This window comes from Streptomyces sp. NPDC049541 (genome assembly GCF_044465725.1).
GTDB lineage: Bacteria > Actinomycetota > Actinomycetes > Streptomycetales > Streptomycetaceae > Streptomyces.
On record NZ_JBITLY010000006.1, the window covers coordinates 215,430 to 242,176 of the forward strand.

Below are 26,747 nucleotides of genomic sequence, written 5' to 3' on the forward strand. Positions count from 1 at the left end.
TAATTGGCTCTCATATGAGCACATATAGAAGGGTACGGGTACGACCTATGAGTCAGATCGGACGTGCTACCGAGGCTGACAAGCGAATGTTGCGGCGAGAGATCCTCGCCGTGAGAAACAGGTTGACAGCCGATGACGTGCGGGAATCCGCGGACGCGCTGGCCGGCCGCGCCCTGGAGCTGCCGGAGCTGGCGCATGCGCGCACGGTGGCGGCGTACGTCTCCGTAGGGAGCGAGCCGGGCACGCTCGCGCTGCTGGACGCGCTGCGCGAGCGGGGCGTGCGCGTCCTGCTTCCCGCCCTTCTCCCGGACAACGATCTGGACTGGGGCGCCTACGCCGGGGAGGGCTCCCTCGCGCGCATCCAACACGGCGGGAAAATGGCCCTCTTCGAGCCCGCCGGCGAACGCCTCGGACCGGACGCCGTGACCGGTGCCGACGTCGTGCTGCTGCCCGGTCTCGCCGTCGACGCCCGCGGAATGCGGCTGGGGCGCGGCGGAGGGTCGTACGACCGTGTCCTCACGCGTCTGGAGCGCGCGGAGGCCCGTCCCGCGCTGGTGGTGCTGCTGTACGACTCCGAGGTCGTCGGGCATGTCCCGGAGGAGGCGCACGACCGGCCGGTGCACGCGGTGGTGACACCGTCGGGGGTACGGCGGTTCACCTGAGAAGTGCCCTCCACGCGCGTGTGGAGGGCACTTTCCGTGCCTGGCGGGTGACCCGTGATCCAGGGCCGGTGGCTCAGGGCTTCAGGACCAGGGTGTCGCTGGTGTTCTTGTCGACGGCCTTGTCCGAGAAGTTCCAGTCGAGCAGTTCGCCCTTGGCCCACTTGCTCGTCTGGTCGGTGTAGTGGGCGCTGTAGGCGTGCCCCGAGGCGCCGGTGAGGTTGATCCACTTCGACTTGTCGAGGTCGGCGAGGTTGACCACCATGCGCATCGACGGCACCCACACCACGCCGTAGCCGCCCGCCGCGTTCCAGCCGGTGGCGTTGACCGTCGCCTCGCCGCCGCTGAGCTTCCAGGGGCCGCGGTTGAGGATGTACTTCACGAAGGCGGGGCCGTCGGTGCCGAGGGTCTGGTTCTTCAGGAACAGCCGGTGCAGCCGGCCCCAGCTCCAGGTATCGATGTCCTTGCCGAGCTTGGCCGTCAGCTCCCAGCGGGCGTCGATCATGGCGCGCTTGAACAGGTCGTCGCGGTTGTCGCTCGCTCCGGGCCGGGTGAGCGACTTGGGCGTGGACCACCAGTCGCTCTTCTGGTCGTCCACGAGGTTGCGGACGACCTCGAACCAGCGGTCGCCGCCGTCCGGCTGCGCCTGGTCGGCGGCGCGCTCGCCGCACTCGCGCACCTTGTTCGTCTCGTCCGCGGGCCCGGTGCTGTTGACCGGATCGACCCACAGGCACTGGCCGTCGACCCGCAGCTCCTTGGGCAGCTTGTTACCGAAGGCGAGCTTGAGGATGTTGCGCCAGACGGAGTTGAAGTAGGCGGCCGCCGCCGAGTCGGCGTCCTGGGTGTAGTCCCAGCCCTCCAGGAGGTCCTGCGCCTCGCGGACCGCCTTCGCCCCGCGGACGTCCTTGTCCGTGATGTCGATCTTCAGCAGCTTGGGCACGAGCAGTTTGGCGATCTCGCTGCTGTTGTCCAGCTGCATCTGGCGCATGTCGTCGGTGGAGATCTTGCCGCCGCCCCTGATCTTCGACTCGATCAGGTCGGTGATGCGCTGGCTGCGGGTGCCGTAGCCCCAGTCGGTGGTGAGCGTGTAGGGGTACTTGTCCTTGTCGATCACTGCCTGGTTGGCGGTGACGATGTAGCCGCGCTTGGGGTTGAACTCGTACGGCAGCGCGTCCTTGGGGATGTATCCGGTCCACTTGTAGCTGGAGTCCCAGCCCGGCGCCGGGATCGAGCCGTCGTCCTTCTTCGCGCGCGTGGGGATCTTCCCGGGCAGCGTGTAGCCGATGTTGTCCTTGTCGGCGTAGACCAGGTTCTGCGAGGGCACGTCGAACAGGGCGGCCGCGGCACGGAAGTCGCTCCAGTTGGACGCCCTGTCCATGGCGAAGACGGCGTCCATGGAGGTGCCCGGGTCGAGCGCGGTCCAGCGCAGCGCGATGCCGTAGCCGTCGCCGCGGTCGGGCGCCGCGGTGTTCACGGTGGCCTTCTTGCCGACCGTCACCAGTTCGTCGTCGCGGTCGGAGAGCAGGGGCATCCCGTCGGCGGTCTGGCGCACGACGATCGTCTTGGACGCGCCGCCGGCGACCTTGATGGTCTCCTCGCGGGTCCTGAACGGCCGCACCGTGCCGTCGTAGAGGTAGCCGTCGCCGGAGACCTTCTCCAGGTACAGGTCGGTGACGTCGACACCGGAGTTGGTCATGCCCCAGGCGATGTCCTGATTGTGGCCGATGACCACGCCCGGCATGCCCGCGAAGGTGTAACCGGTCACGTCGTACTGGCACTTGCTGGAGACCGTGCGGCAGTGCAGGCCCATCTGGTACCAGACGGAGGGCAGCGAGGCCGACAGATGCGGGTCGTTGGCCAGCAGGGGCTTGCCGGTGATGGTGTGATTCCCGGCGACGACCCAGGAGTTGGAGCCGATGCCCTGGCCGTTCACGCCGACGGCCGTGGGAACGTTGTCCAGGACCTTGTAGAGACCCGACAGCTGGCTCGTCAGAGCCGAGCCGGCCGCCGACGAGGACGCGCCGGTCGCGCCGCTCCCCGACGTGCCCGCCGTACCGGACGCACCGCTCGTGGACGAGCTGCCGTTCTGCTCGAACGTCCTGGTGAGCGCGTTGTACTGGCCCTCCTGGACGATCGCCTTGTTGCGGCTGTACGGGTACTCCGGGTACAGGTCGGCGATCTGCTTGGGGCCGAGACGGCTGGTCATCAGGGCGCGGTCGATCTCGTCCTGCATGTTGCCGCGCAGGTCCCAGGCCATCGCCTTCAGCCAGGAGATCGAGTCGACCGGGGTCCACTGCGCCGGCTTGTAGTCGTTGACGAAGCCCAGGGCCGCGTACTCCAGGGAGATGTCCTTGCCGTCCTTGCCCTGCAAGTAGGCGTTGACTCCCTTGGCGTAGGCCTGGAGGTACTTCTTGGTGGAGGCCGACAACTTGGTGTCGTACTCCTTCTTCGCCACCCGGTCCCAGCCCAGGGTGCGCAGGAACTCGTCGTCCTTGACCTGGTCCTTGCCGAACATCTCCGACAGCCGGCCGGAGGTCATGTGGCGGCGCACGTCCATCTCGTAGAACCGGTCCTGCGCCTGGACGTAGCCCTGCGCCATGAACAGGTCCTCGTCGGAGGAGGCGTAGATCTGCGGGATGCCGTTGCCGTCGCGCTTCACGTCGACGGGTCCTGACAGGCCGTCGAGCGTGATCGAGCCCTTGGTCTGCGGGAACGAGGCGCGGACGGTGCTGATGGACCAGTACGCCCCGTAGGCGATGCCTCCGATGATGGCCAGGACCAGGACCAGCACGACCAATCGGGCTTTGCGCCCCTTCTTCCTGCCGGACTTGCCGGGCTTGTCACCCGTTGTGGCGGTGATGTTGGGGGGCATCGCTGTCCTTGCTGTCCTAACGCGAGCGGCAGGCGGGGCTGTGACTTTGAATGAGCGCTGGAGCAACCATAGGCGAGGGCCCTGTGCCCCTTGACGCGGAGTCGGGAACGAGACCGGGCGGGCGTTCGATCTTGCCTCGGCGAGCGTCAAGAAATCGTCAAGAGTTAGGTAAGGTAACGAAGTACTTGGGTGCGGAGTTTCTCGGCTTCGTGTCCTATGTACGTGAGCTCCCACGCGGGATGCGTGTGAGTCAGGGAAGGGAACGGCCGCTGACTGTCCACCACCTCAACCAGCTTCTGCTCGTCTGCTCGCTCGTCCTGCTCGTCGCCGTGGCAGCGGTCCGGATCTCCTCGCGCAGCGGGCTCCCCAGCCTGCTCGTGTACCTGGGGATCGGGGTCCTCATGGGCCAGGACGGCATCGGCGACATCCACTTCAGCAACGCCGAACTGACCCAGGTCATCGGATACGCGGCCCTGGTCGTGATCCTGGCCGAGGGCGGTCTCGGCACGAAGTGGAAGGAGATCAAGCCGGCCCTGCCGGCCGCCTCCGCACTGGCACTGGGCGGGGTCGCGGTGAGCGTCGGGGTCACGGCGTCGGCCGCGCACTTCCTGATCGGGCTGGAGTGGCGGCAGGCGCTGATCGTCGGGGCGGTGGTCTCCTCCACGGACGCGGCGGCGGTCTTCTCGGTGCTGCGGAAGATTCCCCTGCCCGCGCGCGTGACGGGCACGCTGGAGGCCGAGTCCGGCTTCAACGACGCCCCCGTGGTCATCCTGGTGGTCGCCTTCTCCACGGCCGGCCCGGTCGACCACTGGTATGTGCTGCTGGGCGAGATAGCCCTGGAGCTCGCCATCGGCGCGGCCATCGGTCTCACGGTGGGCTGGCTCGGCTCCTGGGGTCTTCGGCATGTGGCGCTGCCCGCCTCGGGCCTCTACCCGATCGCCGTGATGGCGATCGCCGTCACCGCCTATGCGGGCGGCGCACTGGCGCACGGCAGCGGCTTCCTGGGCGTCTACCTCGCCTCGATGGTGATGGGCAACGCCAAGCTGCCCCACTGGCCCGCCACCCGCGGCTTCGCCGACGGACTCGGCTGGATCGCCCAGATCGGCATGTTCGTCCTGCTCGGCCTGCTGGTCACCCCGCACGAGCTCGGCGACGACGTGGTGCCCGCCCTCGTCATCGGCCTGGTGCTGACCATGGTGGCGCGCCCGCTGAGCGTGGTGCTGTGCCTGACGCCGTTCCGGGTGCCGTGGCAGGAGCAGACCCTGATGTCCTGGGCCGGGCTGCGCGGCGCGGTCCCCATCATCCTGGCGACGATCCCGATGGTGCAGGGCGTCGACGCCAGCCGCCGGATCTTCAACATCGTCTTCGTGCTGGTCGTCGTCTACACCCTGGTCCAGGGGCCGACGCTGCCCTGGCTCGCCCGCAAGCTGCGGCTGGGCGAGGACGCGGAGGCCGCCGACCTCGGCATCGAGTCGGCCCCGCTGGAGCGGCTGCGCGGGCATCTGCTGTCCGTCGCGATCCCCGAGGGCTCGAAGATGCACGGCGTCGAGGTGGCCGAGCTGCGCCTGCCGGCCGGAGCGGCCGTCACCCTGGTCGTCCGCGAAGGAAAATCGTTTGTCCCCCTGCCCACCACGGTGCTGCGGCGCGGCGACGAACTACTCGTCGTCACCACGGACCCGGTGCGGGACGCGGCCGAGCGGCGACTGCGCTCGGTCGGCCACGGCGGCAAGCTGGCCGGATGGCTCGGGACGAACGGGGCGGGAGCCGGGCGTTAATGGTGTGTTTCGTACGGTTCACACCCTGGGTAATCGCAGGTGAACGCCCGCATCGTGCTCGTATTCACAGGCACATCAGGCGCTGATCCCTGTACGATGAAGGCGCACCCAGATCGAACCAACTCTGCCTGACGCAGTGCTGGCGCGACCGTATGGCGGCCGGGACGTCCCAGACAGTGGACCGCCGGTATCTACCGCAGTTCCGCGCAAGAGGACAGCTCTCGGCGCCGCCCGCCACAGGGGGCCGCGCTACCAGGCGGCAGAAAGGCACGGGCCGTGGCATCCACGGTCACCTCCCGCCCGGGCTACGGACAGCTGCTGCGCACCCGCGGCGCCTGGACGTTCCTGCTCCCCGGCTTCGCGGCACGCCAGCCGTTCGCGATGCTCACCATCTCCCTCGTGCTGCTGGTGCAGCACACCACCGGCTCCTACGGCGCGGCGGGCGCCGCGGCGGCCGTCACCGGCGTCTCCATGGCTCTGTTCGCGCCCTACAGCGGCCGTCTCGCGGACCGCTACGGGCAGCGCGCCGTGCTGGTGCCCGGCGTGCTGCTGCACGCCCTGTCGGGCCTGACCCTCACCGCGCTCGCGCTGGCCCACGCACCCCTGTGGGCCCTGTTCGCGGCGGCCGTGCCGACCGGCGCCTCGGTGCCGCAGGTCGGGCCCATGGTGCGCGCCCGCTGGGGCGTGAAGCTCCAGGGCTCGCCCCTGATGACCACCGCTGCCGCCTTCGAGTCGGTCACGGACGAGCTGACCTTCGTCTTCGGACCGCTGCTCGCCACCGCCCTGTGCACCGCCGTCACCCCGGCCGCCGGCCTGGTGACCGAGGCCTCGCTGACGCTCGTCGGCGGTCTGCTGTTCGCCGCGCAGAAGAGCACACAGCCCGCGGTCACCGCGACGGGGCACGCGCGCGTGGAGCACGCTTCCGCGCTGCGCGTCCCCGGGGTGCGCGTTCTGGTCGTGGCCTTCCTGGGCATCGGCTCCGTCTTCGGCGGGATGCAGGTCTCGCTGGCCGCGTTCACCGAGTCGATCGGCGAGCCCGGCCTGAACGGCGTCCTCTACGGGGTCTTCGCGGCGGGCAACATGCTCTCCGGCATCGTCTGCGGCGCCGTCGCCTGGAAGGTCGCCCCGCAGCGGCGACTCGTCCTCGGGTACGGCGCCCTCGCCCTGGCGGCCTCCGGTCTGTGGGCCGCCCACTCGGTGCTGCTGCTGGCCGGTCTCGGCCTGCTCGTCGGCATGTGCATCGCGCCCGCGCTGATCACCGGCTACACGCTGGTCGAGGGCCTGGTCCCGGCCGGCGCCCGCACCGAGGCCTTCACCTGGCTGACCGGCGCGGTGGCACTCGGCCAGGCCGCGGCCGTCACGGTCGCCGGACAGCTGGAGGACCGCTTCTGGGGCGGGGCCGGATTCCTGGTGCCGATGGCCGGTACCGTACTGGCGCTGACGACCCTCCTGACCCTTCGGTCACGGCTCGTGACGCGGCCCCGCAGCCTGACCGTCGCACGTGGCGTGGGTCACCGAGTGCCGTTGACGGTGGACTGATCCTCAGGAATACGTCACTATGGACCTTCGTTAGCACTCATTGAGTGAGAGTGCCAGGAGGAAGACAGTGCCCACCTACCAGTACCAGTGCACCGAATGCGGCGAGGGCCTCGAGGCGGTGCAGAAGTTCACCGACGACGCTCTGACCGAGTGCCCCAACTGCGGTGGCCGCCTGAAGAAGGTTTTCTCCGCGGTCGGCATTGTCTTCAAGGGCTCGGGCTTCTACCGGAACGACAGCCGCGGCTCCTCGTCGAGCAGCTCGCCGTCGTCGTCCTCGAAGTCGTCGACGTCCACCTCGTCCTCGGCTCCGTCCTCGTCGTCCTCGGACTCGAAGCCGTCGAGCACCGGCACCACCTCCAGCAGCAGCTCCGCCGCCTAGGACTTGCTCACGGGACCCTGCCGTCGTACGACGGCAGGGTTCTCGCCGTCTCCTGATCCCCCTGACCGCACGCCGTCGGCGCCGGATACTGTGCGGCCATGGCGAACGCAGAGATCGGTGTAATCGGCGGCTCGGGCTTCTACTCGTTCCTCGACGACGTGACCGAGGTCCAGGTGGACACCCCTTACGGACCGCCCAGCGACTCCCTCTTCCTCGGTGAGCTCGCCAGCCGGCGGGTCGCCTTCCTGCCCCGCCACGGCCGCGGCCACCATCTGCCGCCGCACCGGATCAACTACCGGGCCAACCTGTGGGCGCTGCGCTCGCTCGGCGTGCGCCAGGTGCTCGGTCCGTGCGCGGTGGGCGGGCTGCGTCCCGAGTACGGGCCGGGGACGCTGCTCGTGCCGGACCAACTGGTCGACCGTACGAAGTCCCGGGTGGGGACGTACTTCGACGGACTGCCGCTGCCCGGCGGCACCATCCCGAACGTGGTGCATGTGTCCCTGGCCGATCCCTACTGCCCCGTCGGACGTGCGGCCGCCCTGAAGGCCGCGCGCGGCCGGGACTGGGAGCCGGTGGACGGCGGCACCCTGGTCGTGGTCGAGGGGCCGCGCTTCTCGACCCGCGCAGAATCGTTGTGGCATCAGGCGCAGGGCTGGTCGGTGGTCGGCATGACCGGGCATCCCGAGGCGGCGCTCGCCCGTGAACTGGAACTGTGCTACTCGACGATGACGCTGGTCACCGACCTGGACGCGGGCGCCGAGACCGGTGAGGGCGTCTCGCACGACGAGGTGCTGCGGGTGTTCGCCGCGAATGTGGACCGGCTGCGGGGCGTGCTGTTCGACGCGGTGGCCGCCCTGCCGGCGAACGAGGACCGGGACTGCCTGTGCACGAACGCGCTGGGCGGGATGGATCCGGGGTTCGAGCTGCCGTAACGGGAGCCGGGGGAGCCTCGGGCGGTTCGGGATTCCGGAACTCCCCGTTCCGGTGAGGGAGTTGTCCACAACCCGTCGGTAGTCCACCGGCGTCGGCAGAGATCGCGGCGAGGCCTCATCGTGGGCCTGCAAGGCGATTCCTCGATGGCTCCTCGACGCAGGCGGTGATCCGCATGTCCCTCCCTCCCCCGTCCCTCTTCCCCTCCCCTTCCGCCCCGCGCCCGCCCGGCACCGACGCCCCCGCCACCTGCGAGGTCCCGCACTTCGCTCCCGTGCGGGTGCGCGGCGGCCGGTATCAGCTACGGCGGCTCGTACGGCACCGGAGGCGGGCCGTGGCCGCGGGCCTCGCGGTGACCGCGGCCGCGCTGGTGGCCGCAGGGCCACGGGTCACCGCTCCGGCGCGTGGGCATCCGGTGGCGGATCCCGTACGCAAGCACCGCGCCGTCGAGATGGTGGCGGCGCCGGTGCGGATCGCCGACGGGGCCACGGTCCGGCTGCTCAGGCCCGGCGACCGGGTGGACGTCGTCGCCGCCCAGGAGACGGCGACGGGCGGCGATGCCCGCGTGGTCGCGCGCGGGGCACGGGTGACCAAGGTGCCCGAGCCCCTGGACAGCGGGGCCGACAGCGGGGCGCTGGTGGTGCTCTCGGTTCCTCGTTCCACCGCGGCGCACCTCGCCGGCGCGAGCGCCACGGCACGGCTGGCGGTGACGGTGTGCTGATCCGGCCACCCGGACGGGCAGGGCGGTCCCGCGGTGCCGTAGGTTGCGGAACTGTTTGTTCCCCAAGCTGTGCGCGCGAGAAGAGGACCCGAGGTGAGCGAGAAGAAGGAACCGAACATCTGGCAGGGCTTCAAGGCCTTCCTGATGCGCGGGAACGTCGTCGATCTGGCGGTGGCGGTGGTGATCGGCGCCGCGTTCACCAACATCGTGAACTCGGTGGTGAAGGGGCTCATCAACCCGCTGGTCGGGGCGATCGGCACCACGAACCTCGACAACTACAAGTCGTGCCTGAGCGAGTCGTGCCCGGGCAACCACGGGATCCAGCTCATGTGGGGCTCGGTCCTCGGCGCCACCCTCAGCTTCGTGATCACGGCGGCCGTCGTGTACTTCCTGATGGTGCTGCCGATGGCGAAGTACCTGGCCCGCGTGGAGGCCCGCCGCAAGGCGCGGGAGGGCACCCACGAGGTGATCGAGGTGACCGAACTGGAGGTGCTGAAGCAGATCCGCGACGAACTGGTCGCACAGCGCGCGACCGGGCGCGACGGGCACTAGGCCATACCGTTCGGATCAGCTCGGCGTCGCGGGGGGTGGCACGCCCTCCCCCCACTGCCTCAAGGGCGTGGGGGCCCCAGCGGCGTTGTCGTCACTCTCCCCCACTCTCGAATTTCGCTCGAGCAGGAGGGGCCCCCATCGCTCCGCGTCGCCCGCCGCGGCCGCGGCTGATGTCACAGCCTCCTCCGCCTTGCAGCTGCACGCTCCCCCACTCTCGGCTTCGCTCGAGCGGGGGGGGACCCCTCATGACCCCGCTCGGGGCGGCTGCAAGGCGCGGTTCCCTACGGCCGACCTGATCCAAACGACAGGGCCTGGCGGCAGCTGCCCGCGCCGCTCAGAGGTGGTGGGGCGGCTTCTCGTCGAGGAAGCGCTTCAGGTCGGCCGCGGAGTCCCCGTCGGAGCGCGGCCTCTCACCCCAGCCGCGGTCGGTGTCGTCCGAGGACTGCTGGTCCAGCGGGTCGTCGAAGATCAGCGCGGGCTTCGGAGCGCGCGGCTCGGGGGCGGGGGCGGAGGTCATGCGTCCAGGGTACGGCCCCGGGGGTGCGCGGCGGCCGGGTCGGGCCGGTGGCCCGCCCGGCCTGCGGGCCGTGCGCCGTGCGGGCGGCCCCTGACTGCCGCCAAGGAATTCCCGCCGGTTATCTGCTGTGCTTGGTCCCATGACGACCAGCTCGACTCCGCCGCCCGCGTCCTCCGGCCCGCCGGCGAACCGCCGGCCACTGCGCAGACTCGCGGCCCGGGGCCGCGAGGAGGCGCACCGCGTCGCCTCGCCGCTGGAGCTCTTCTTCGACCTCTGCTTCGTGGTGGCCGTCGCCCAGGCGGGCGTGGAGCTGGTGCACGCCATCGCCTCCCGGCACGTGGGCGAGGGGATCCTCAACTACGGGATGGTGTTCTTCGCCATCTGGTGGGCGTGGATGAACTTCACCTGGTTCGCCTCGGCGTACGACAACGACGACGTGCTCTACCGGGTCGTCACCCTGGTCCAGATCGCCGGGGTGCTGGTGCTGGCGGCCGGGATCTCCCGGGCGTTCGAGAAGCACGAGTTCCTGGTGGTCTGGCTGGGCTATGTGATCATGCGCGTCGCCATGACGGCGCAGTGGCTGCGTGCGGCACGGTCGACCGAGGGCGCCGAGCGGACCATGGGGCTGCGCTATGCCGCGGGTGTGTCGCTGTGCATGGTCGGCTGGCTCGGTCTGGTGGTGCTGCCGGTGGGTGCCCGGGTGTGGGTCTTCGTGGTGATGGCGGTCCTGGAGATGTGCGTGCCGCCGTACGCGGAGAAGGACCACCCCACGTCCTGGCATCCGCACCACATCTCCGAGCGGTACGGGCTGTTCACGATCATCGTGCTCGGCGAGACCATCGCGGCGGCCACCGTCGCGGTGAAGTCGGGCATCGACGAGAACGACGCGCTGGGCGATCTGCTGCCCATCGCGGCGGGCGGGCTACTGATCATCTTCGCCGCCTGGTGGATCTACTTCGCGGTGCCGATCCACGGTCATCTGCGTACCAACGGGCAGGCGTTCCTGTGGGGCTACGGCCACTATCTGATCTTCGCCTCGGCGGCCGCGGTCGGGGCGGGCCTGGAGGTGGCGGTGGAGCAGGCGGTCGGCAAGGCGCACATCTCCACGCTGGAGGCGTCGGCGGCGGTGACCCTCCCGACGGCGCTGTATCTGCTCACCGTGTGGGCACTGCACTCGCGTTACTACAAGGTGGGCATCGCCCAGCAACTGGTGCTGCCGGGCACGGCGTTGCTCGTGATCGTCTGCACCTTCCTGGGCCACTGGGCGGTGTTCGCGGCGGGCCTGGTCTCGGCGCTGGCGGTGGCGTCCGGGGTGGTGCTGGCGGCACGCAGGGGCGCCGGGGAGCGTGGGGCGAGCGGATCGAGCGGGCAGCGCACGACGAGTCCGGTCGGCTGACGGGGCGCTGCCGTGCCGGGTCGGGCGAGACTGACTCCATGACAGTTGACGCTTTGACGGACGTCACCGGGGTGCGGGTGGGGCATGCGACGCGCACCGGCGGCGGGTGGCTCACCGGCACCACGGTCGTCCTCGCCCCGGAAGGCGGCGCCGTCGCCGCCGTGGACGTGCGCGGCGGCGGTCCCGGCACCAAGGAGACCGACGCGCTCGACCCGCGCAACCTCGTGCAGAAGGTCGAGGCGATCGTGCTGACCGGCGGCAGCGCCTACGGGCTCGATGCGGCGTCGGGGGTGATGGCCTGGCTGGAGGAGCAGGGGCGCGGGGTGCGCGTGGGGGTGGACCCTGCGCACGTGGTCCCGGTGGTGCCCGCCGCCTGTGTCTTCGACCTCGGACGGGGCGGCGACTTCCGGGCCAGGCCCGACGCCGCCACCGGCCGGGCGGCCATCGAGGCGGCCGCGGCGAGCGCGGTCGGGGCGCGGGTGCGGGAAGGATGCGTGGGCGCGGGCACCGGGGCAGCCGTGGGGCCGGTGAAGGGCGGGGTCGGCACCGCGAGCACGGTGCTCGGCTCCGGGGTCACGGTGGCTGCCCTGGTGGTGGCCAACGCGGTGGGGTCGGCGATGGATCCGGAAACGGGCGTCCTGTACGGGGAGTTGTTCCAGGGGCGCGTGAACTGTCCCGAGCCGCACGTCCATGAGGCCGCGCGCCTGCGCCTGGCCGAGGCCGCGCAGAAGAACGGGGTCCCGCCCCTGAACACCACGCTCGCCGTGGTCGCCACCGACGCGGACCTGTCGAAGGCGCAGGCGCAGAAGCTGGCCGGTACGGCGCACGACGGCATCGCGCGGGCCGTGCGGCCGGTGCATCTGCTCAACGACGGGGACACGGTGTTCGCCCTGGCGACCGGAGCGCGCCCGCTCGACGCGGGGCACCCGCTCGCGCTGAACGAGATCCTCGCGGCCGGCGCGGACCTGGTGACACGGGCGATCGTGCGGGCCGTGCGCGCCGCCGAGCCGGTGGACGGGCCCGGCGGGATGTGGCCGTCGTACGAGGAGTTGTACGGGAGTCGGTAACAACAGGGCTGCGTTCGCCCGCGATTGTCCCGGTTCTGTCACGTGATCGCGTTCATCGCGCTCGGAGGGAACCTCACGGTCCGCCGAATCCCTCCTTTCCCACGCACTGGAACGGACAACGCACATCACACGAACCTGGAGCAGCCCGTGACAACGCCGGACATTGCCGCGCGGCGCGTACGCGTACTGGGAGCCTGTGCCGCCCTGATGGTCGGCGCCCTCACCCTGACCGCCTGCGGTGGCGACGCCAACGCCAACTCCTCGAACTCCCCGAGCAACAGCAAGGGCGGCGGGAGCTCGTCCAGGACATCGACGGCGAAGATCGTCATCTCGGCGAAGGACGGCTCGACCGACGCGTCGATCAACACGACCGGTGTGAAGGTCAGCGACGGCAGGCTGACCGAGGTGAAGATGACGGTGGCCGGGTCGGGTCAGGCGGTTCCGGGGGCGGTATCCGCGGACGGCGGGACGTGGAAGCCCAAGGGGCAGCTGGAGCGCGGGACGAAGTACCAGATCTCGGCGACCGCGAAGGACGGCAGCGGCCGTACGGCGGCCGCCAACTCGATCTTCACCACCGTCACTTCGGCCAACAGCTTCATCGGGACGTACACACCGGACAACGGGACGACGGTCGGCGTGGGCATGCCGGTGTCGTTCGACTTCGACAAGGCGATCAGCGACAAGAAGGCCGTGCAGTCGCACATCACGGTCACGTCGAGCAGTGGGCAGAAGGTGGTCGGGCACTGGTTCGGGGCGCAGCGGCTCGACTTCCGGCCCCAGGAGTACTGGAAGGCCGGCTCCAAGGTCACGATGAAGATCGACCTGGACGGCGTCGAGGGCGCGAACGGCGTCTTCGGGGTGCAGAAGAAGACCGTCACCTTCACCATCGGGCGCTCGCAGGTCTCCACGGTGGACGTGAACACGCAGACCATGACGGTCGTGCGGGACGGCCAGACACTCAAGTCGGTGCCGATCTCCTCGGGCAGCCCGGAGCACACGACCTACAACGGGCAGATGGTGATCTCCGAGAAGTTCGTGCAGACGCGCATGAACAGCGAGTCGGTGGACCTGGGCAGCGAGTACGACATCCCGGATGTGCCGCACGCGATGCGTCTGACCCGGTCCGGCACCTTCATCCACGGGAACTACTGGTACAACAGGGGCAATCCGCCCTTCGGCCGTCAGGGCACCAGCCACGGCTGCGTCGGGCTCGCGGACGTGCAGGGCGCCCAGGGCGCCACGAACGCCAAGTGGTTCTACGACAACTCGCTGATCGGCGACGTCGTGATCGTCAAGAACTCCCCCGACAAGACGGTCGCCCCCGACAACGGGCTCAACGGCTGGAACATGCCGTGGAGCGAGTGGGTGGCGGGGAGTGCCGCTTGATCGCCGTCTGAGCAGCACTTTCTGACAGATCGTCGGGCCGTGTGGGAACTTCTCACACGGCCCGCGCGTTTTCTGTGCGTACGTTTTCTCGGTTCCCGGACATGATGTCCGACCGAGGGGCTACGGTATGCACCCACAAGGTGACATGCAGCAACGCCGGGAGAAACCTTGAGCGTTCCGTACGAGACGGCAGCGTACGAACCAGCCGAGTCGCCCGAGTCTCCGGAGGAGCATCTCGAGCGACTCCTCGGCCGTGCCCTGAACTCCTTCGAGCTGCCGGACGAGACGATACGGCAGCTGGACAGCGCGCTGGCGCACGACAGTTCGCTGCACTCCGCGCACCACAGCGCGGGGCTGCACCGCGAGACGTACCGGCACACCTGGCTGCTGGTCGACGGCTCGGCGCTCACGCTGTGGGAGCTCGTGCACAACACCGCCCCGGGCAGCCCCGCGCAGCACGAGGTGTATGTCGACGAGGAGGAGCTGCGTGCGGCCACCGCCCGGCTGCCGCTGTCTCCGGACGCGCCGGACTTCGAGCTTCCGGTGACGGTGCAGCTGTCGCCGGTCCCGGCGCCTCGGCACGCGTATCTGCCGGACGACTCCGCGGATCATGCGCGCCGGCTGCTGCGCCGCGCGGAGAACCCGGACCGGCCGGGCGCGGAGACGGCCGCGCTGCTCACGACGGCGTTCGCGCACCAGATCACACAGGCCTTCGGGCGCCCGTGCCGCGCGGGGCGGGCCGGGCTGTACTTCTCGCTCTACGAGCACGCGTTCCTGCTGCGTGACGGCGTGGAGGTCTCCCTGTGGGAGGTCGAGCACACCGCGACACCCGACGGACGGCACATGTGCGAGGTGTACGACAGCGAGGACGCGGCCCGGGACGCGATGGAGCGGCGGGCGGCGCAGGTCTCCTGACCGCCGGCCGGCCCCTCAGGGGCCGTCGCTGAGCTGTCGTACCAGGCCCGCGAAGGCGGCCCGCTCCGCCGGGGTCAGTTCCACGGACTCCCGGTGGGGAGGCGCCTGCCGCTGCTGCGGGAGGACCTGCGGGGAGCGGCCGCGGCGCACGACGCCGAGCAGGCCGAGCACCCAGACGACGGCCGCGAAGGCGAGGACGGCCACGCCCAGCGACTGGAGGATCGAGACGTGCTCATCGGGCATGCGCCCCAGTAGACATCACGGTCCGGGACTTTGGTCCCGGACCGTGATGTATCCCACCAAAGGGATGGGCGCACCCGGCGGTTACGCCGCCACCGGCTGCTTCGCCTGGGCCGTCGCCGTCGAGCTGTCGTCCGTGGTGCCGGGCTTCACGGCCCCCGGTGCCGACTTGCGCATGCCCTTCAGGAAGACCACCAGCGTGGCGCTGACGCAGACGCCGACCGCGATGGCGATCAGGTAGAGGAAGGCGTTGCCGATCAGCGGGACCACGAAGATGCCGCCGTGCGGGGCGCGCAGGGTGGCGCCGAAGGCCATCGACAGGGCCCCGGTGATCGCGCCGCCCGCCATCGAGGAGGGGATGACGCGCAGCGGGTCGGCCGCGGCGAAGGGGATCGCGCCCTCGGAGATGAAGGAGGCACCCAGCACCCAGGCGGCCTTGCCGTTCTCACGCTCGGTCTCGGTGAAGAGCTTCCCGCGGACCGTGGTGGCCAGCGCCATCGCCAGCGGCGGGACCATGCCGGCGGCCATCACCGCGGCCATGATCTTCATCGCGGAGTCGCTCGGGTTGGAGACCGCGATCCCGGCCGTGGCGAAGGTGTACGCGACCTTGTTGACGGGGCCGCCGAGGTCGAAGCACATCATCAGGCCGAGCAGCAGGCCGAGCAGGATGGCGTTGGAGCCGGAGAGGCCGTTCAGCCAGTCGGTCATGCCCTTCTGGGCCGAGGCGATGGGCTTGCCGACCACGACGAACATCAGGAACCCGACGACCGCCGAGGAGATCAGCGGGATCACCACCACCGGCATGATGCCGCGCAGCACCGCCGGGATGTTGATCTTCTGGATCGCCATCACCACACCACCGGCGAGCAGACCGGCGACCAGGCCGCCGAGGAAGCCCGCGTTGATGGTGGAGGCGATCATGCCGCCCACGAAGCCGGGGACCAGGCCCGGCCGGTCCGCCATGCCGTAGGCGATGTAGCCCGCCAGGACCGGGACCAGGAAGCCGAAGGCCACGGCGCCGATCTGGAACATCAGCGCGGCCCAGCTGTCGGTCTGCGTCCACACGAAGTGGTCCATCACCGACGGCGCCGACTTGATCTTGTAGCCACCGATCGCGAAGCCGAGGGCGATCAGCAGACCGCCCGCCGCGACGAACGGGACCATGTAGCTCACGCCGGACATCAGCCACTTGCGCAGCTTGGTGCCGTAGCCCTCGCCGGACTCACCGGCGCGCTCGACCGGGGTGCCGGGGGCGGCCCCCGCGGTCACCTCACCGCGCTCGGCCTTGCCGCGCACCTCGGTGATCAGCTCGCCGGGCCGGTTGATGCCGGCCTTCACGCCGACATCCACGGTCGGCTTTCCGGCGAAGCGTTCCTTCTCCCGTACGGGGACGTCGTGCGCGAAGATCACGGCGTCCGCCGCGGCGATGACGGCCGGGTCGAGCCGGGTGAAGCCGGCCGAGCCCTGCGTCTCGACGGTGACCTCGACGCCCGCCTCGCGGCCCGCGTTCTCCAGCGACTCGGCCGCCATGTACGTGTGCGCGATGCCGGTCGGACAGGACGTGACGGCGACGATACGGAAGGGGCGCTCGTCCGCGGCGGGGGCGCCCGGCGCCGGGGCGGACGCGTCCTCGACGCTCTCACCCGGCGCCGGGGCCGTGCTGCCCGCTGCGGCGTCGGCGGAGGCCGCCCCCGACGCCGCAGCGGAGTCTTCGGAGCCGGTCGCGGCCGGCTCGTCCCCGCGGATCAGTGCGGCCGCGGCCGCCGCGTCGCCCGCCGACCGCAGCGCGTCGGTGAACTCGGCGTTCATCAGCTGCCGGGCCAGCGACGACAGGATCGTGAGGTGGGCGTCGTCAGCGCCGGCGGGGGCCGCGATCAGGAAGATCAGGTCGGCGGGGCCGTCCGCCGCGCCGAAGTCGATGCCGGCGGCGCTGCGCCCGAAGGCCAGCGTCGGCTCGGTCACGTGCTCGCTGCGGCAGTGCGGGATGCCGATGCCGCCGTCGAGGCCGGTGGGCATCTGTGCCTCGCGGGCGGCCACGTCGGCGAGGAAGCCGTCCAGGTCGGTCACCCGGCCGAGGGCCACCATGCGCTCGGCGAGGGCACGCGCCGCCGCTTCCTTCGTATCGGCGGACAGGTCGAGGTCGACCAGGTCCGCGGTGATCATGTCGCTCATCGCGGGCTCCTTCGCACGCGTATCGCCCGGGGGGTGGGGTGGGCGGGGGTGGGGACGGGGGTGCTGCGGGGGGTGGGATCAGTGGAGGTGGAGGCGGGGCCGGGGAAACCCCGCCTCCGGTCGGCCGCGAGGAGTAACGGGGAGCCTCGCCGCCCTGGTGCCCCACTGGCTGTGTCCGTGCGCGGCTCCGCCACGGGGTCGCGGTACGCCGTCTTTCGCCTGTACGTCATGACACCGGCTCCTCAAGTACACGATCCACCGGCACGTCGGCCGTCACCGTCACCGCCGCCGGGTCCAGGTCCCGCGGCGTCGGCATCACGCTGCCCGGCAGCTGGACGGCCGCCGCGCCGTGGGCGACCGCCGAGGCCAGGGCCTCCGGGCCGCTGCCGCCTGCGATCAGGAATCCGGCCAGCGAGGAGTCCCCGGCACCCACATTGCTGCGTACGGTGTCCACGCGCGCGCTGCCGAACCAGACGCCCGAGGCGTCCACGAGCAGCTGTCCGTCGGCGCCCAGGCTCGCGAGGACGGCGCGGGCGCCCAGCTCGCGCAGCTCCTCGGCCGCCTTCACCGCGTCGCCCACGGTGAACAGGGGGCGTCCGACGGCCTCCGCGAGCTCCTCGGCGTTGGGCTTCACCACGTCGGGCCGCTCACGCAGCGCCTCGAGCAGAGCGGGCCCGGAGGTGTCCAAAGCGATCCGCGCGCCCCCGGCGTGCACCCGGGCGACGACATCGGCGTACCAGGCCGGCGCGAGCCCCCGCGGCAGGCTTCCGCAGCAGGCGATCCAGTCCGCGTCGGGCGACTGCCGGTGCACGGTGTTGAGCAACAGCTCCTGCTCCTGGGCCGACAGCTCGGGACCGGGAGCGTTGATCTTCGTGAGCACCCCGTCCGCCTCCGCGAGCGCGATGTTCGAGCGGGTGGCCCCGGCGACCGGGACCGGCGCGACCTCGATGCCCTGCGCGTCGAGCAGCTCGGCGACGAGCGCGCCCGGCGCACCGCCCAGGGGCAGCACCGCGACCGTGCGCTGCCCGGCGGCCGCGACCGCACGCGAGACGTTCACGCCCTTGCCGCCCGGGTCCATGCGTTCACCGGTGGCGCGGATGACCTCGCCACGGTCGAGCGAGGGGACCTCGTACGTACGGTCCAGGGACGGGTTCGGGGTGACGGTGAGGATCATGCGCACTCGTTTCTCGACACACAGCACTTCCGTGCCGCTCTACACACACAGCACTTCCGTGCCGCCGCGCTCGATGGCGGTGGCGTCTTCCGGGCTGAGCCCGCTGTCGGTGATCAGCAGGTCGACGTCGCTCAGGTCGCCGAAGCGGGCGAAGTGCTCCTGGCCGTGCTTGGACGAGTCGGCGAGCAGCACCACCCGGCGGGCCGCGGCCACCGCCGCGCGCTTGACCGCGGCTTCGGCGAGGTCGGGGGTGGTCAGACCGTGGTCGGCGGAGAAGCCGTTGGCCGCGACGAACAGCACGTCCGCCCGGATCTCGCTGTAGGCCCGCAGTGCCCAGGCGTCCACGGCGGCGCGCGTACGGTGCCGTACCCGACCCCCGACGAGGTGGAGCTGGATGCCGGGGTGGTCCGCGAGGCGGGCCGCGATCGGCAGGCTGTGCGTGACGACGGTGAGGGACGCCTCCAGGGGCAGCGCGGCGGCGAGCCTCGCCACCGTCGTACCGGCGTCGAGGATCACCGTGCCCTCGCTCGGCAGCTCCGAGAGGGCGGCCTTGGCGATGCGGTCCTTCTCGTCGGTGGAGGTGCCCTCGCGCTCGGCGAGGTCGGGCTCGAAGTCGAGCCGCCCGGCCGGTATGGCACCGCCGTGCACCCGCCGGACGAGCCCCGCACGGTCGAGGGCCTTCAGGTCCCGGCGGATCGTCTCCGCCGTCACCTGGAACTCCTCGGCCAGCGACACCACGTCCACCCGCCCGCCGTCACGGGCAAGCCGGAGGATCTCCTGCTGCCGCTCCGGTGCGTACATGTCCGTTCACCTCCGACCTCATGCCCGAACTTGTGGTTTCACTCGGAGGCTACGCCCGGATTTCTGGAAAGTAAACAGGTTCGGGCACAACTCAGACACAAACGGGCATCGATGCCAGATACACGAGATCGCTCCGGGATCCGTGCCGAGAACCGTGCCCAGAAGTGAGCAGCCGACTGCGGAAGCCCTGACGGGCTGTCACCCCGTCCGTATCCTGGACGGCGGGACGCAACTTCTTCGGGGGGTGTTGTGGACACGGACGACCCCAACCCGCTTGCCCGGGCGGACGGCGGTCGCAGCTGGCCCATCAATGTGGTCCAGGCGCTGCTCGCCTCGCCCAAGCTCGCGGACGGTCTGACCCGGGCACTGTTGTTCGAGCTGGTCGGGGCGGAGCTGGAGCAGCCGCCGGAGGCGGCGGACCCGCCGAGCCTGATGCGCGAGTTCCTGGAGCTGGTGCGGTACTGCGAGGAGCAGCAGGGTGGTCTGATGGCGCTGGCACACGCGGTGGAGCAGATCGAGGGCCCGAGCTGGACCTCCCATGTGGTGGGCGAGCTGGTGCGCCAGCGGCTGGCCCGGGCGCCTGCGGCCGTCAACGGGGCCGGAGTACCGGCGCACCGGATCGACGAGCGCCGGGACTTCTTCGTCTCGTACACCGCCGCGGACCGCAGATGGGCCGTGTGGATCGCGTGGCAGCTGGAGAAGGCGGGCTACAGCGTCCTGGTGCAGGACTGGGACTTCGTCCCGGGCACCAACTGGCTGTTCGGCATGGACGGGGGCGTGACACAGTGCGAGCGCACCATCGCGGTCCTCTCCCCGGCGTATCTGGAGTCCGTCTACGGCCGGCTGGAGTGGCAGGCGGTCCAGAACGGCGACCCGACCGGTCTGCTGCGCAATCTCGTGCCGGTGATGGTCCACCGGTGTGCACCGCAGGGCCTGCTGGCCTCGGTCGTGTACATCGATCTGTCCTCGCCGGAGCTGAGCGTCGAGTCGGCCCAGGAGCAGCTGCTGGCGGGCGTCGGCGGGGCCCGCACCGGCCGCTCCAAACCCACCGTGGCGCCCCCCTTCCCCCGCTCGGAGGGACCGCGTTGACGGAGGCGGGCGGCGAGGACCGCAACGCCTCCTGGATACGCAAGTGGATCGGCGCGCGGACGGCGCACACGCTGCTCGACATGCGTGCGCTGGGCTCGGCCGAGGGGCGCGCAGAGCTGGTCGCCGCGGTGGGCCGGGAGACCGGGCGTCCGCTCGCCACGCGGGACGAGGACACCGCGGCCGAGCAGTTCCTGCACGTGTTCCGGCACTGCTCCGTGGACCCGGACGGGCTGTCGGTGCTGGCGGGCGTGGTGCACGGGATGGACCCGTACTGTCCGCAGGTGTTCGCCGTGCAGCGGCTCGCCGACGAGTGGACCGCGGTGGGCTCGCTGGAGGGGCTGGCGGTCCTCGGGTCCTGGCAGTATCTCGCCGAGGCGCTGCAGCCGCTGCAGCCACTGCCGTACCCGTACAAAATGCGCTCCGCCCTGGTCTGGCTCGCCACCGGGAAGCGGCTGAGCGAACCGCCGCCGCACGCCGAGAACCCGTGGCACGACTTCCTCTATCTCGCCGGGCAGAACACGGCACCCGGTGAGCTGCCTCCGTGGATGCTCCACCTGGACGTGTGCGCCCCGTACATGAGCCGGGAGCTCTGCGAGGAGGTGATGGCCCGCAACCGGCACTGGTCGCTGGGCCTGGGCCTGTCCGAGCTGCTGGACGAGGAGCGGAACCGGGCGCGCGGGGCGTCGGTGTCCGGGGTGGCCCGGCAGCTGAGGCGGTACCTGGCGATCCGTATCGAGGCGGACCCGCTGAACAACACCCAGTACAACGTGTTCCCCTCGCACATGTCGGACGGGCCGGGCCGCGGCTGGGTGCAGGGGCAGCCGCGGCACCAGGTGCCGGTGGAGCAGCTGGAGGACGTGGTCGGCTCGATCGTCCGGCAGACCGAGCGGCACCGGCGGGCGGGGATCTCCGATGCGGCCGAACCGGCGCCGCTCTTCCTGGAGTTCGTACTGCCGTTCGAGCTTCTGAACCTGCCGGTGGAGTGGTGGCCGCACGACTGGGACTGGGCCTCGCAGGCGACGTCGGCGAGCGAGTTCCCGGTGGTCATCCGCAGCCTGGACCGCCTGCAGACCCGGGAGTGGCACGAGTTCTGGAACACCCGCTGGCGGCAGCTCGGCGCGGACGAGCCGCCCTCGCGCTCGGTCTGTTACGCGGCCGACACCCGGGCCCGCTCCGGTGCGCCGCACGCCCTGGAGCAGCGTCTCGGCGAGGACGAGCACCTGGTCGCCCTGGTGCTGAGCGAACCGCCGCTGACCGGCACCGGGCACGGCAGCGAGGAGTTGCACACCGCGCTGCGCCTGGGCCTGCCGGTGGTGATCTGGAACCGGGCCGACCGGGCCACGTCGGGGCTGCGGGAGGTCCTGGACGAGTTGCTCCGCGGCGGCCTGAAGCGGTTCCCGGCCAGGGTCGACGCGTATCGCCGCGAGGCCGCGGGCCACCACGGCGAGGCCGCCGCCACCGTCCGCAACGGCCATATCGGCCGCCATCTGACGGTCCTGTGGGACGACGCCGAACGCAACCCGATGGATCCGGACCCGGCCTGACCGCGGGCGGGGGCACGTGCACAGCCGTACGACCGGAGAGGACACCGCTGATGTCGCCGACCGCCGAGCCCTGGGGCGTCTACCGAGGAACCGGCCTGCCCGGCTCTTCGGCCGCCGGCACCTGGCCGGAGCCGCCACCCTGGCGCCGGTTCCACAACGGCCCCTGCCTGCCCGCGCCGCCCGACGACCCGTATGCGTCGTCCGTGCTCGGGGACGGGACGAAGCCCCTGCCGGCCGCGCCCGGCGAGGCCGAGCGGGTCAACGCGGCGCTGGCGCTGTGCCGCCCGCTGCTGGTGACCGGCGAACCCGGCAGCGGCAGGTCGGCACTCGCGTACCGGATCAGCCGCGAGCTGGGCCTCGGCCGGGTGCTGCGCTGGCGCCTCACCAGCGTGTCCACCCTTCAGGAAGGCCTCTACGACGGGTCCGGCCGGCTCGGCCCGCTGGGCACCGCCTTCCTGCCGTACCGCAGACCACGGGTACTGCTCCTCGACCGGCTGGACCGGGCGGAGATCGCGCTGCCGGAGGATCTGTGCACGGTGCTGGACGCGGGCGGGTTCACGGTGCCCGGGGCTCCCGCGCAGGTGGCGACCGACGACGACGCGGAGGCCGCGGTGGCGCTGCGCGGCGGGGCCGTGCAGTGCCACGCCTTCCCCCTCGTGGTGATCACCACCGGCGGCGACCGCGACATTGCGCCTGCGCTGGCCGCGCAGTGCGTGCCGTTGACGCTGGCGCGGCCGGACCGGGCGGCGCTGCAGGCCATCGCGGCCGCACGCTTCCCGCAAGGCCTCGCGGAGGACGTCCTGGCCGCGTTCCTGGACCGCGCCGAGGCGGCCCGAGGCCCGGTGGTGCGCCGTCTCCTGGGCGCCCTGCACCTGACGACCCAGGGGGCACTGGCCTCCCTGGCCGAGGAGCGCAGTTGGCAGGAGGCCCTGGACACGGTGTGGGCGTGGACGGAGGCGGAACAGCCGTGAAGGGCGCTCCGCTGGAGAGAGCGCGTTGTGCCGTCTGTTGTCTGCGGCGCCGTCGTGGCTGGTCGCGCCCTGCGGCGGAGCCGCTGATCGGCACAGCCCCGCGCCCCTCCGGGGCGCGACCTGTCGGCCCCACCCCCGGCACGGGAGCGGAGGCCGGCACCCCATGACCCCACCCCCCACCTGGCCCCCGCTATCCCCCGAACTGCCCGAAGCACTACGCCGCACCGGCACCGCACTGCGGCGGCCCGCCGGGCACCCCGCAGGCACCCGCTGGGACGTCGCCGTCGTCGCCGACTCCGGCCCCACCATGGGGATCTGGGAGCCGACGGTGCAGGCCTTCGCGGGCGCGCTGCACCGCACCGGCTGCTTCGGCCGGATCACCGTGCACCGGCTCCCGTACGGGGGCGGAAGGGCCCCGGCGACCCTGCCGCGGCACGGTGCGGCGGGCAGGCTGACTCTGCTGCTCACCGACGGTGCCGGGCCGCACTGGCGCGACCGCGCGGTGGAGCCCTTGCTGCGGCGCTGGGCGCAGGCCGGGCCGGTCTGCCTGATCCATCTGCTGCCGCATCCGGTGTGGCCGGTGACGGGTCTGCGCGGCTGGCAGGTGCAGCTGCGCTCCCCCGCTCCGGGAGCGCCCAACAACCGGCTGCGCTGGCGGGCCCGCGGGCTGGGCCCCGACCCGTACGACCTGCCGCCGGCCGGACGGCCCGACGTACCCGTCCCCGTCCTCGAGCTGTCCGCCCGCTGGCTGGACGCCTGGTCGGGCCTGCTGAGCGGGGCGCCGCCGCGCTGGCTGCCGCTCACCGTGACCTTCCCCCGCGCGCACGTGCCCGCCCCTGCCGAGCCGGACCCGCTGCCGCAGGACGCCCCCGCGCTGGTGGCCCGGCTGCGGTCGGCCGCGCCCCAGCAGGTCTTCACGCTGGCCACCATGCTCGCCGCGATCCCCCTCACCGACCCGCTGGTCCGGCAGGTGCAGGACGCGCTGCTGCCGGGCAGCTCGCTCACGGACTTCGCGCTGCTGCTCGCGCAGGGGATCGTCCGCCCGGCCGACCGCGCGTTCCCCGCCTACGAGTTCGCGCCCGGCGTACGCGAGGAGCTGCTGGCCGCCGGACGCCGTACCGACCTGGTCCGGGTTGTCGAACTGGTGGGGGATCGCCGGGGACTGGGCGGGGAACACTTGTGGCGACTGCCCCGGCTGCTGCGCGGCGAGTCCGTGTCCCAAGTCCCCTCCGTGGACGCGGAGTCCGGTCCGTGGCTGCTGGCGGAAAGCGCCGTGCTCCACGCCCTGTCCGGGCCGTTCCTGAAACCGGCCGGAGAGGTGGACGAGGCGGTCGCGGACCTCCGTGAGGAGCCCGCGCACCGGCACTCGTCCCGCACCAGCACCACCGCACCGTTCACACTCAGCGACCCCGTCGCCCGCACCCCGGGCGACGCCGACCACCCGACGCATCAGGGGAACAGGAGGCCGGTGATGCCAGAGCAGGCCACGGCGCACACGGCGGGTACCGAGCGCACCAGGACCACCCCCACGGTCTGGGGGAACATCCCGCCGCGCAACCCGAACTTCACCGGCCGCAAGGAGCTCCTGGAGGCCCTCCACCAGCGGCTGCTGCAGGAGAAGACGACGGCCGTCCTGCCGCACGCCCTGCACGGCATGGGAGGCGTCGGCAAGAGTCTGCTGGCGGTGGAGTACCTGTATCGCCGGATGTCCGAGTACGACGTGGTGTGGTGGATCTCCGCCGAGCGCACCGCGCAGATCTCCCTGTCCCTGGTGGAGCTCGCCCCGCGCCTCGGCATCTCCGCGGGCAGCGACGCCTCCTCGACGGTCGCGGCCGTCCTGGAGGCGCTGCGCATCGGACGGCCGTACGCCAACTGGCTGTTGGTGTTCGACAACGCCGAGAGCCCTGAGGCGGTACGGGCGTTCTTCCCGGCGGGCGGCCCCGGCAACATCCTCATCACCTCCCGCAACCCCCAATGGGCCTCCATCGCCCGCCCGTTGGAGGTGGACGTCTTCCTGCGCGAGGAGAGCAAGCAGCTGCTGCGGCTGCGCGGTCCTGAGATCAGCGACGAGGACGCCGACCGGCTGGCCCAGGCGCTGGGCGACCTGCCGCTGGCCATCGAGCAGGCGGCCGCCTGGCACGCGGAGACCGGCATGCTGGTCGACGAATACCTGCGCCTGCTGACCGAGAAACGCGTGGACCTGCTGCGCGGCACCGCCCCGCTGGACAACCAGCACCCGGTCATCGCGGCCTGGAACATCTCCCTGGACCAGCTGGAGACCAAGAACCCGGCCGCCTACCAGCTCCTCCAGGTCTGCTCCTTCTACGCCCCCGAGCCCATCGCCCGCTCCCTCTTCGCCCGTATGCCGCGCGGCTCGATCGCACCGGAACTGGACCTGGCCCTGGAGGACCCGATCCGCCTCGGCCAGGTCATCCGGGAGATCGGCCGCTACTCACTGGCCCGCTTCAACCACCGCAACAACTCCCTCCAGATGCACCGCCTGGTCCAGGCCGCCCTGCTGTACCGGATGACGGAGGAGGACCGGTCGACGATGCGCCGGGGGGCGCATCTGCTGCTGGCGGCGAGCGATCCCAACGACCCGGACAACGTGCTGCGCTGGGACCGGTACGGCGCGCTCTACCCGCATGTGCTGGTCTCCGAAGCGGCCCAGTCCGACGAGGGCTGGGTGCGCAACCTCGTCGTCAACGAGGTCATCTACCTCCTGCGGTTCGGCGACTACCAGCCCTGTCTGGAACTCGCCCGCACCGCGCACGAGACCTGGTCCGCCAAGCTCGGCCAGGACCATCCCCAGACCCTCCAGGTGGCCCGCTGGCTGGGCTTCCTGCTCTTCAGTCTGGGCCGCTACCGGGAGGCCGCCGAGCTCAACTCGGCCACCCTGGAGGCCTACCGGCGCACCATCGGCCCCGACGCCCAGGACACCGCCGACGCCCTCGGCAACGTCGCCATCGACCACCGCGTACGGGGTGCCTTCAGCGAGGCCCTCAGCCTCTCGGAATCCGTCCACCAGCAGTACTTACGGCTGCTGGGCCCCGACGACCCCGAAACCCTGCGCGCCGCCCACAACCTCGGCGTCAGCCTCCGCCTGGTCGGCGACTTCGCCCGTGCCCGCGACCTCGACCAGCAGACCTGGAACGGCTACACCGAGATCTACGGCCAGGACCATGTGCTCTCGCTGCTCAGCTGGCTCGGCTTCATCCTCGACACCCGAGAACTGGGCGAGTACGCCGTCGCGCTGACGTACCACCGGGAGCTGGTCGACCGGTGCAACTCCCTGCTGGGCAGCACCAACCCACTCAGTCTCTCCTGCTACCGCCATCTCGCGGTGGCCCTGCGCAAGGCCGGCGAGCACCGGGAGGCGATGGAGACGGCCGAGCAGGCCCGCGCCGACCTCATCCACCGGTACGGCACCGACAACCCCGAATCCATGGCCGCCACCCTGGAGTTGTCGGTGCATCTGCGGCACAGCGGCGACCTCCCGGAGGCGCTGCGGCTGGGCACGGAGATCTGCGAGCAGTACGAGAAGACGTACGGCAAACACCATGCGCACGCCCTGTCGGCCGCGCTGAACCTGGCGATCACCTACCGGCTGCTGGGGAACGCGGCGGCCTCCCAGTACATCAACTCACTGGTGCTGGAGGAGTTCACGGCGACACTGGGCGAGATGCATCCGTCGACCCTGGTGTGCCGCACCAATCTCGCCAGCGACCACTACGCCCTGGGCGACCCGGCCACCGCCCACGAACTGGACACCGAGACGCTGCGGCGGTCCCGTGAGGTCTTCGACGACGATCATCCGTCGACCCTCGCCTGTGCCGCCAACCTCGCCATGGACCTGCGTGCGCTCGGCCATACCGAGGAGGCGGCCACGCTCCACACCGACACCCATGAACGTCTCAGCCGCAAGCTGGGCAGCAGCCACCCTGCGGTGCGGCTGGCCGCCGATTGGGAACACCGGGCCGATTGCGACATCGACCCCATGCCGTTGTAACCCTGCCTTGGCTCGTCGGTCGTCTGCTGCGCCGTCGTG

Annotated in this window: 21 protein-coding genes; 15 read left to right on the forward strand and 6 right to left on the reverse strand. The window is 71.3% G+C overall.

Going from position 1 to position 26,747, the window contains the following annotated elements; translation table 11 throughout:
• Window positions 1-47: 47 nt before the first annotated feature.
• Window positions 48-662 (forward strand): 5-formyltetrahydrofolate cyclo-ligase, encoded by a 615-nt coding sequence (locus tag ACIBW9_RS23520; RefSeq protein WP_398958003.1) that lies wholly within the window; start codon window positions 48-50, stop codon window positions 660-662.
• Between the two features lie 73 nt (window positions 663-735).
• Here ACIBW9_RS23520 and ACIBW9_RS23525 read toward each other — a convergent pair whose 3' ends face one another.
• Window positions 736-3,531 carry a penicillin acylase family protein gene (locus tag ACIBW9_RS23525; protein ID WP_398958005.1) on the reverse strand — a complete coding sequence of 932 codons (2,796 nt, stop codon included), beginning with the start codon at window positions 3,529-3,531 and terminating at the stop codon, window positions 736-738.
• A 239-nt stretch (window positions 3,532-3,770) separates the two neighbouring features.
• On the opposite strand from ACIBW9_RS23525, the gene ACIBW9_RS23530 reads away from it, so the two are divergent.
• The 6 genes from ACIBW9_RS23530 (at window position 3,771) to mscL (ending at window position 9,427) form a co-directional block, all read left to right on the forward strand.
• Entirely contained in the window at window positions 3,771-5,306 is a 1,536-nt protein-coding gene (locus ACIBW9_RS23530; RefSeq protein ID WP_398958007.1) for a potassium/proton antiporter, read from the forward strand.
• A 276-nt stretch (window positions 5,307-5,582) separates the two neighbouring features.
• Complete coding sequence (locus ACIBW9_RS23535) at window positions 5,583-6,845, forward strand: MFS transporter (protein ID WP_398958009.1); 1,263 nt, start codon at window positions 5,583-5,585, stop codon at window positions 6,843-6,845.
• Window positions 6,846-6,912: 67 nt separating this feature from the next.
• Entirely contained in the window at window positions 6,913-7,224 is a 312-nt protein-coding gene (locus tag ACIBW9_RS23540) for an FmdB family zinc ribbon protein (RefSeq protein ID WP_398958011.1), read from the forward strand.
• 98 nt (window positions 7,225-7,322) lie between these two features.
• Window positions 7,323-8,156 (forward strand): S-methyl-5'-thioadenosine phosphorylase, encoded by an 834-nt coding sequence (locus ACIBW9_RS23545; protein WP_398958014.1) that lies wholly within the window; start codon window positions 7,323-7,325, stop codon window positions 8,154-8,156.
• 173 nt (window positions 8,157-8,329) lie between these two features.
• A complete protein-coding gene (locus ACIBW9_RS23550; RefSeq protein WP_398958016.1) occupies window positions 8,330-8,875 on the forward strand; it encodes a hypothetical protein in 546 nt (181 codons plus the stop codon).
• Between the two features lie 93 nt (window positions 8,876-8,968).
• Window positions 8,969-9,427: a large conductance mechanosensitive channel protein MscL gene (gene mscL, locus ACIBW9_RS23555; RefSeq protein WP_398958018.1), complete on the forward strand. Its 459-nt coding sequence runs from the start codon at window positions 8,969-8,971 to the stop codon at window positions 9,425-9,427.
• A 334-nt stretch (window positions 9,428-9,761) separates the two neighbouring features.
• Here mscL and ACIBW9_RS23560 read toward each other — a convergent pair whose 3' ends face one another.
• Window positions 9,762-9,944 carry a hypothetical protein gene (locus ACIBW9_RS23560; RefSeq protein WP_351473816.1) on the reverse strand — a complete coding sequence of 61 codons (183 nt, stop codon included), beginning with the start codon at window positions 9,942-9,944 and terminating at the stop codon, window positions 9,762-9,764.
• Between the two features lie 139 nt (window positions 9,945-10,083).
• On the opposite strand from ACIBW9_RS23560, the gene ACIBW9_RS23565 reads away from it, so the two are divergent.
• The 4 genes from ACIBW9_RS23565 to ACIBW9_RS23580 all read left to right on the forward strand — a co-directional run bounded on the left by ACIBW9_RS23565 (window position 10,084) and on the right by ACIBW9_RS23580 (window position 14,708).
• Complete coding sequence (locus ACIBW9_RS23565) at window positions 10,084-11,340, forward strand: low temperature requirement protein A (protein ID WP_398958020.1); 1,257 nt, start codon at window positions 10,084-10,086, stop codon at window positions 11,338-11,340.
• A 38-nt stretch (window positions 11,341-11,378) separates the two neighbouring features.
• Window positions 11,379-12,407: a P1 family peptidase gene (locus tag ACIBW9_RS23570; protein WP_398958022.1), complete on the forward strand. Its 1,029-nt coding sequence runs from the start codon at window positions 11,379-11,381 to the stop codon at window positions 12,405-12,407.
• A gap of 147 nt (window positions 12,408-12,554) precedes the next feature.
• The gene (locus ACIBW9_RS23575; protein ID WP_398958024.1) at window positions 12,555-13,793 is read left to right on the forward strand and encodes an Ig-like domain-containing protein; all 1,239 of its coding nucleotides are present in this window, start codon (window positions 12,555-12,557) and stop codon (window positions 13,791-13,793) included.
• A gap of 168 nt (window positions 13,794-13,961) precedes the next feature.
• On the forward strand, window positions 13,962-14,708 hold the full coding sequence (locus tag ACIBW9_RS23580) for a DUF6227 family protein (protein ID WP_398958026.1): 747 nt from the start codon (window positions 13,962-13,964) through the stop codon (window positions 14,706-14,708).
• 15 nt (window positions 14,709-14,723) lie between these two features.
• Here ACIBW9_RS23580 and ACIBW9_RS23585 read toward each other — a convergent pair whose 3' ends face one another.
• The 4 genes from ACIBW9_RS23585 to ACIBW9_RS23600 all read right to left on the reverse strand — a co-directional run bounded on the left by ACIBW9_RS23585 (window position 14,724) and on the right by ACIBW9_RS23600 (window position 19,095).
• Window positions 14,724-14,951, reverse strand: a complete 228-nt coding sequence (locus ACIBW9_RS23585; RefSeq protein WP_398958028.1) for a hypothetical protein — start codon at window positions 14,949-14,951, stop codon at window positions 14,724-14,726.
• 81 nt (window positions 14,952-15,032) lie between these two features.
• A complete protein-coding gene (locus ACIBW9_RS23590) occupies window positions 15,033-17,120 on the reverse strand; it encodes a fructose-specific PTS transporter subunit EIIC (protein WP_398958030.1) in 2,088 nt (695 codons plus the stop codon).
• Window positions 17,121-17,346: 226 nt separating this feature from the next.
• Complete coding sequence (gene pfkB, locus ACIBW9_RS23595; protein ID WP_398958032.1) at window positions 17,347-18,294, reverse strand: 1-phosphofructokinase; 948 nt, start codon at window positions 18,292-18,294, stop codon at window positions 17,347-17,349.
• A 39-nt stretch (window positions 18,295-18,333) separates the two neighbouring features.
• The gene (locus tag ACIBW9_RS23600) at window positions 18,334-19,095 is read right to left on the reverse strand and encodes a DeoR/GlpR family DNA-binding transcription regulator (RefSeq protein WP_398958034.1); all 762 of its coding nucleotides are present in this window, start codon (window positions 19,093-19,095) and stop codon (window positions 18,334-18,336) included.
• A 249-nt stretch (window positions 19,096-19,344) separates the two neighbouring features.
• Here ACIBW9_RS23600 and ACIBW9_RS23605 point away from each other — a divergent pair, with 249 nt between their 5' ends.
• The 4 genes from ACIBW9_RS23605 to fxsT all read left to right on the forward strand — a co-directional run bounded on the left by ACIBW9_RS23605 (window position 19,345) and on the right by fxsT (window position 26,708).
• Window positions 19,345-20,184 (forward strand): toll/interleukin-1 receptor domain-containing protein, encoded by an 840-nt coding sequence (locus ACIBW9_RS23605; RefSeq protein ID WP_398958036.1) that lies wholly within the window; start codon window positions 19,345-19,347, stop codon window positions 20,182-20,184.
• On the forward strand, window positions 20,181-21,728 hold the full coding sequence (locus ACIBW9_RS23610) for a hypothetical protein (protein WP_398958038.1): 1,548 nt from the start codon (window positions 20,181-20,183) through the stop codon (window positions 21,726-21,728). The genes ACIBW9_RS23605 and ACIBW9_RS23610 overlap by 4 nt, the downstream gene beginning before the upstream one ends.
• 50 nt (window positions 21,729-21,778) lie before the next feature.
• Window positions 21,779-22,699 carry a MoxR family ATPase gene (locus tag ACIBW9_RS23615; RefSeq protein WP_398958040.1) on the forward strand — a complete coding sequence of 307 codons (921 nt, stop codon included), beginning with the start codon at window positions 21,779-21,781 and terminating at the stop codon, window positions 22,697-22,699.
• A 163-nt stretch (window positions 22,700-22,862) separates the two neighbouring features.
• On the forward strand, window positions 22,863-26,708 hold the full coding sequence (fxsT, locus tag ACIBW9_RS23620; RefSeq protein ID WP_398958042.1) for an FxSxx-COOH system tetratricopeptide repeat protein: 3,846 nt from the start codon (window positions 22,863-22,865) through the stop codon (window positions 26,706-26,708).
• Window positions 26,709-26,747 lie beyond the last annotated feature (39 nt).

What these genes read in the sequence shown, in the direction of transcription:
- ACIBW9_RS23520 (WP_398958003.1), top strand. Translation starts at nt 48, where the DNA reads ATGAGTCAGATCGGACGTGCTACCGAGGCTGACAAGCGAATGTTGCGG.
- ACIBW9_RS23525 (WP_398958005.1), bottom strand. Translation starts at nt 3,531, where the DNA reads ATGCCCCCCAACATCACCGCCACAACGGGTGACAAGCCCGGCAAGTCC.
- ACIBW9_RS23530 (WP_398958007.1), top strand. Translation starts at nt 3,771, where the DNA reads ATGCGTGTGAGTCAGGGAAGGGAACGGCCGCTGACTGTCCACCACCTC.
- ACIBW9_RS23545 (WP_398958014.1), top strand. Translation starts at nt 7,323, where the DNA reads ATGGCGAACGCAGAGATCGGTGTAATCGGCGGCTCGGGCTTCTACTCG.
- ACIBW9_RS23550 (WP_398958016.1), top strand. Translation starts at nt 8,330, where the DNA reads ATGTCCCTCCCTCCCCCGTCCCTCTTCCCCTCCCCTTCCGCCCCGCGC.
- ACIBW9_RS23560 (WP_351473816.1), bottom strand. Translation starts at nt 9,944, where the DNA reads ATGACCTCCGCCCCCGCCCCCGAGCCGCGCGCTCCGAAGCCCGCGCTG.
- ACIBW9_RS23565 (WP_398958020.1), top strand. Translation starts at nt 10,084, where the DNA reads ATGACGACCAGCTCGACTCCGCCGCCCGCGTCCTCCGGCCCGCCGGCG.
- ACIBW9_RS23570 (WP_398958022.1), top strand. Translation starts at nt 11,379, where the DNA reads ATGACAGTTGACGCTTTGACGGACGTCACCGGGGTGCGGGTGGGGCAT.
- ACIBW9_RS23585 (WP_398958028.1), bottom strand. Translation starts at nt 14,951, where the DNA reads ATGCCCGATGAGCACGTCTCGATCCTCCAGTCGCTGGGCGTGGCCGTC.
- ACIBW9_RS23590 (WP_398958030.1), bottom strand. Translation starts at nt 17,120, where the DNA reads ATGAGCGACATGATCACCGCGGACCTGGTCGACCTCGACCTGTCCGCC.
- pfkB (WP_398958032.1), bottom strand. Translation starts at nt 18,294, where the DNA reads ATGATCCTCACCGTCACCCCGAACCCGTCCCTGGACCGTACGTACGAG.
- ACIBW9_RS23600 (WP_398958034.1), bottom strand. Translation starts at nt 19,095, where the DNA reads ATGTACGCACCGGAGCGGCAGCAGGAGATCCTCCGGCTTGCCCGTGAC.
- ACIBW9_RS23615 (WP_398958040.1), top strand. Translation starts at nt 21,779, where the DNA reads ATGTCGCCGACCGCCGAGCCCTGGGGCGTCTACCGAGGAACCGGCCTG.
- fxsT (WP_398958042.1), top strand. Translation starts at nt 22,863, where the DNA reads ATGACCCCACCCCCCACCTGGCCCCCGCTATCCCCCGAACTGCCCGAA.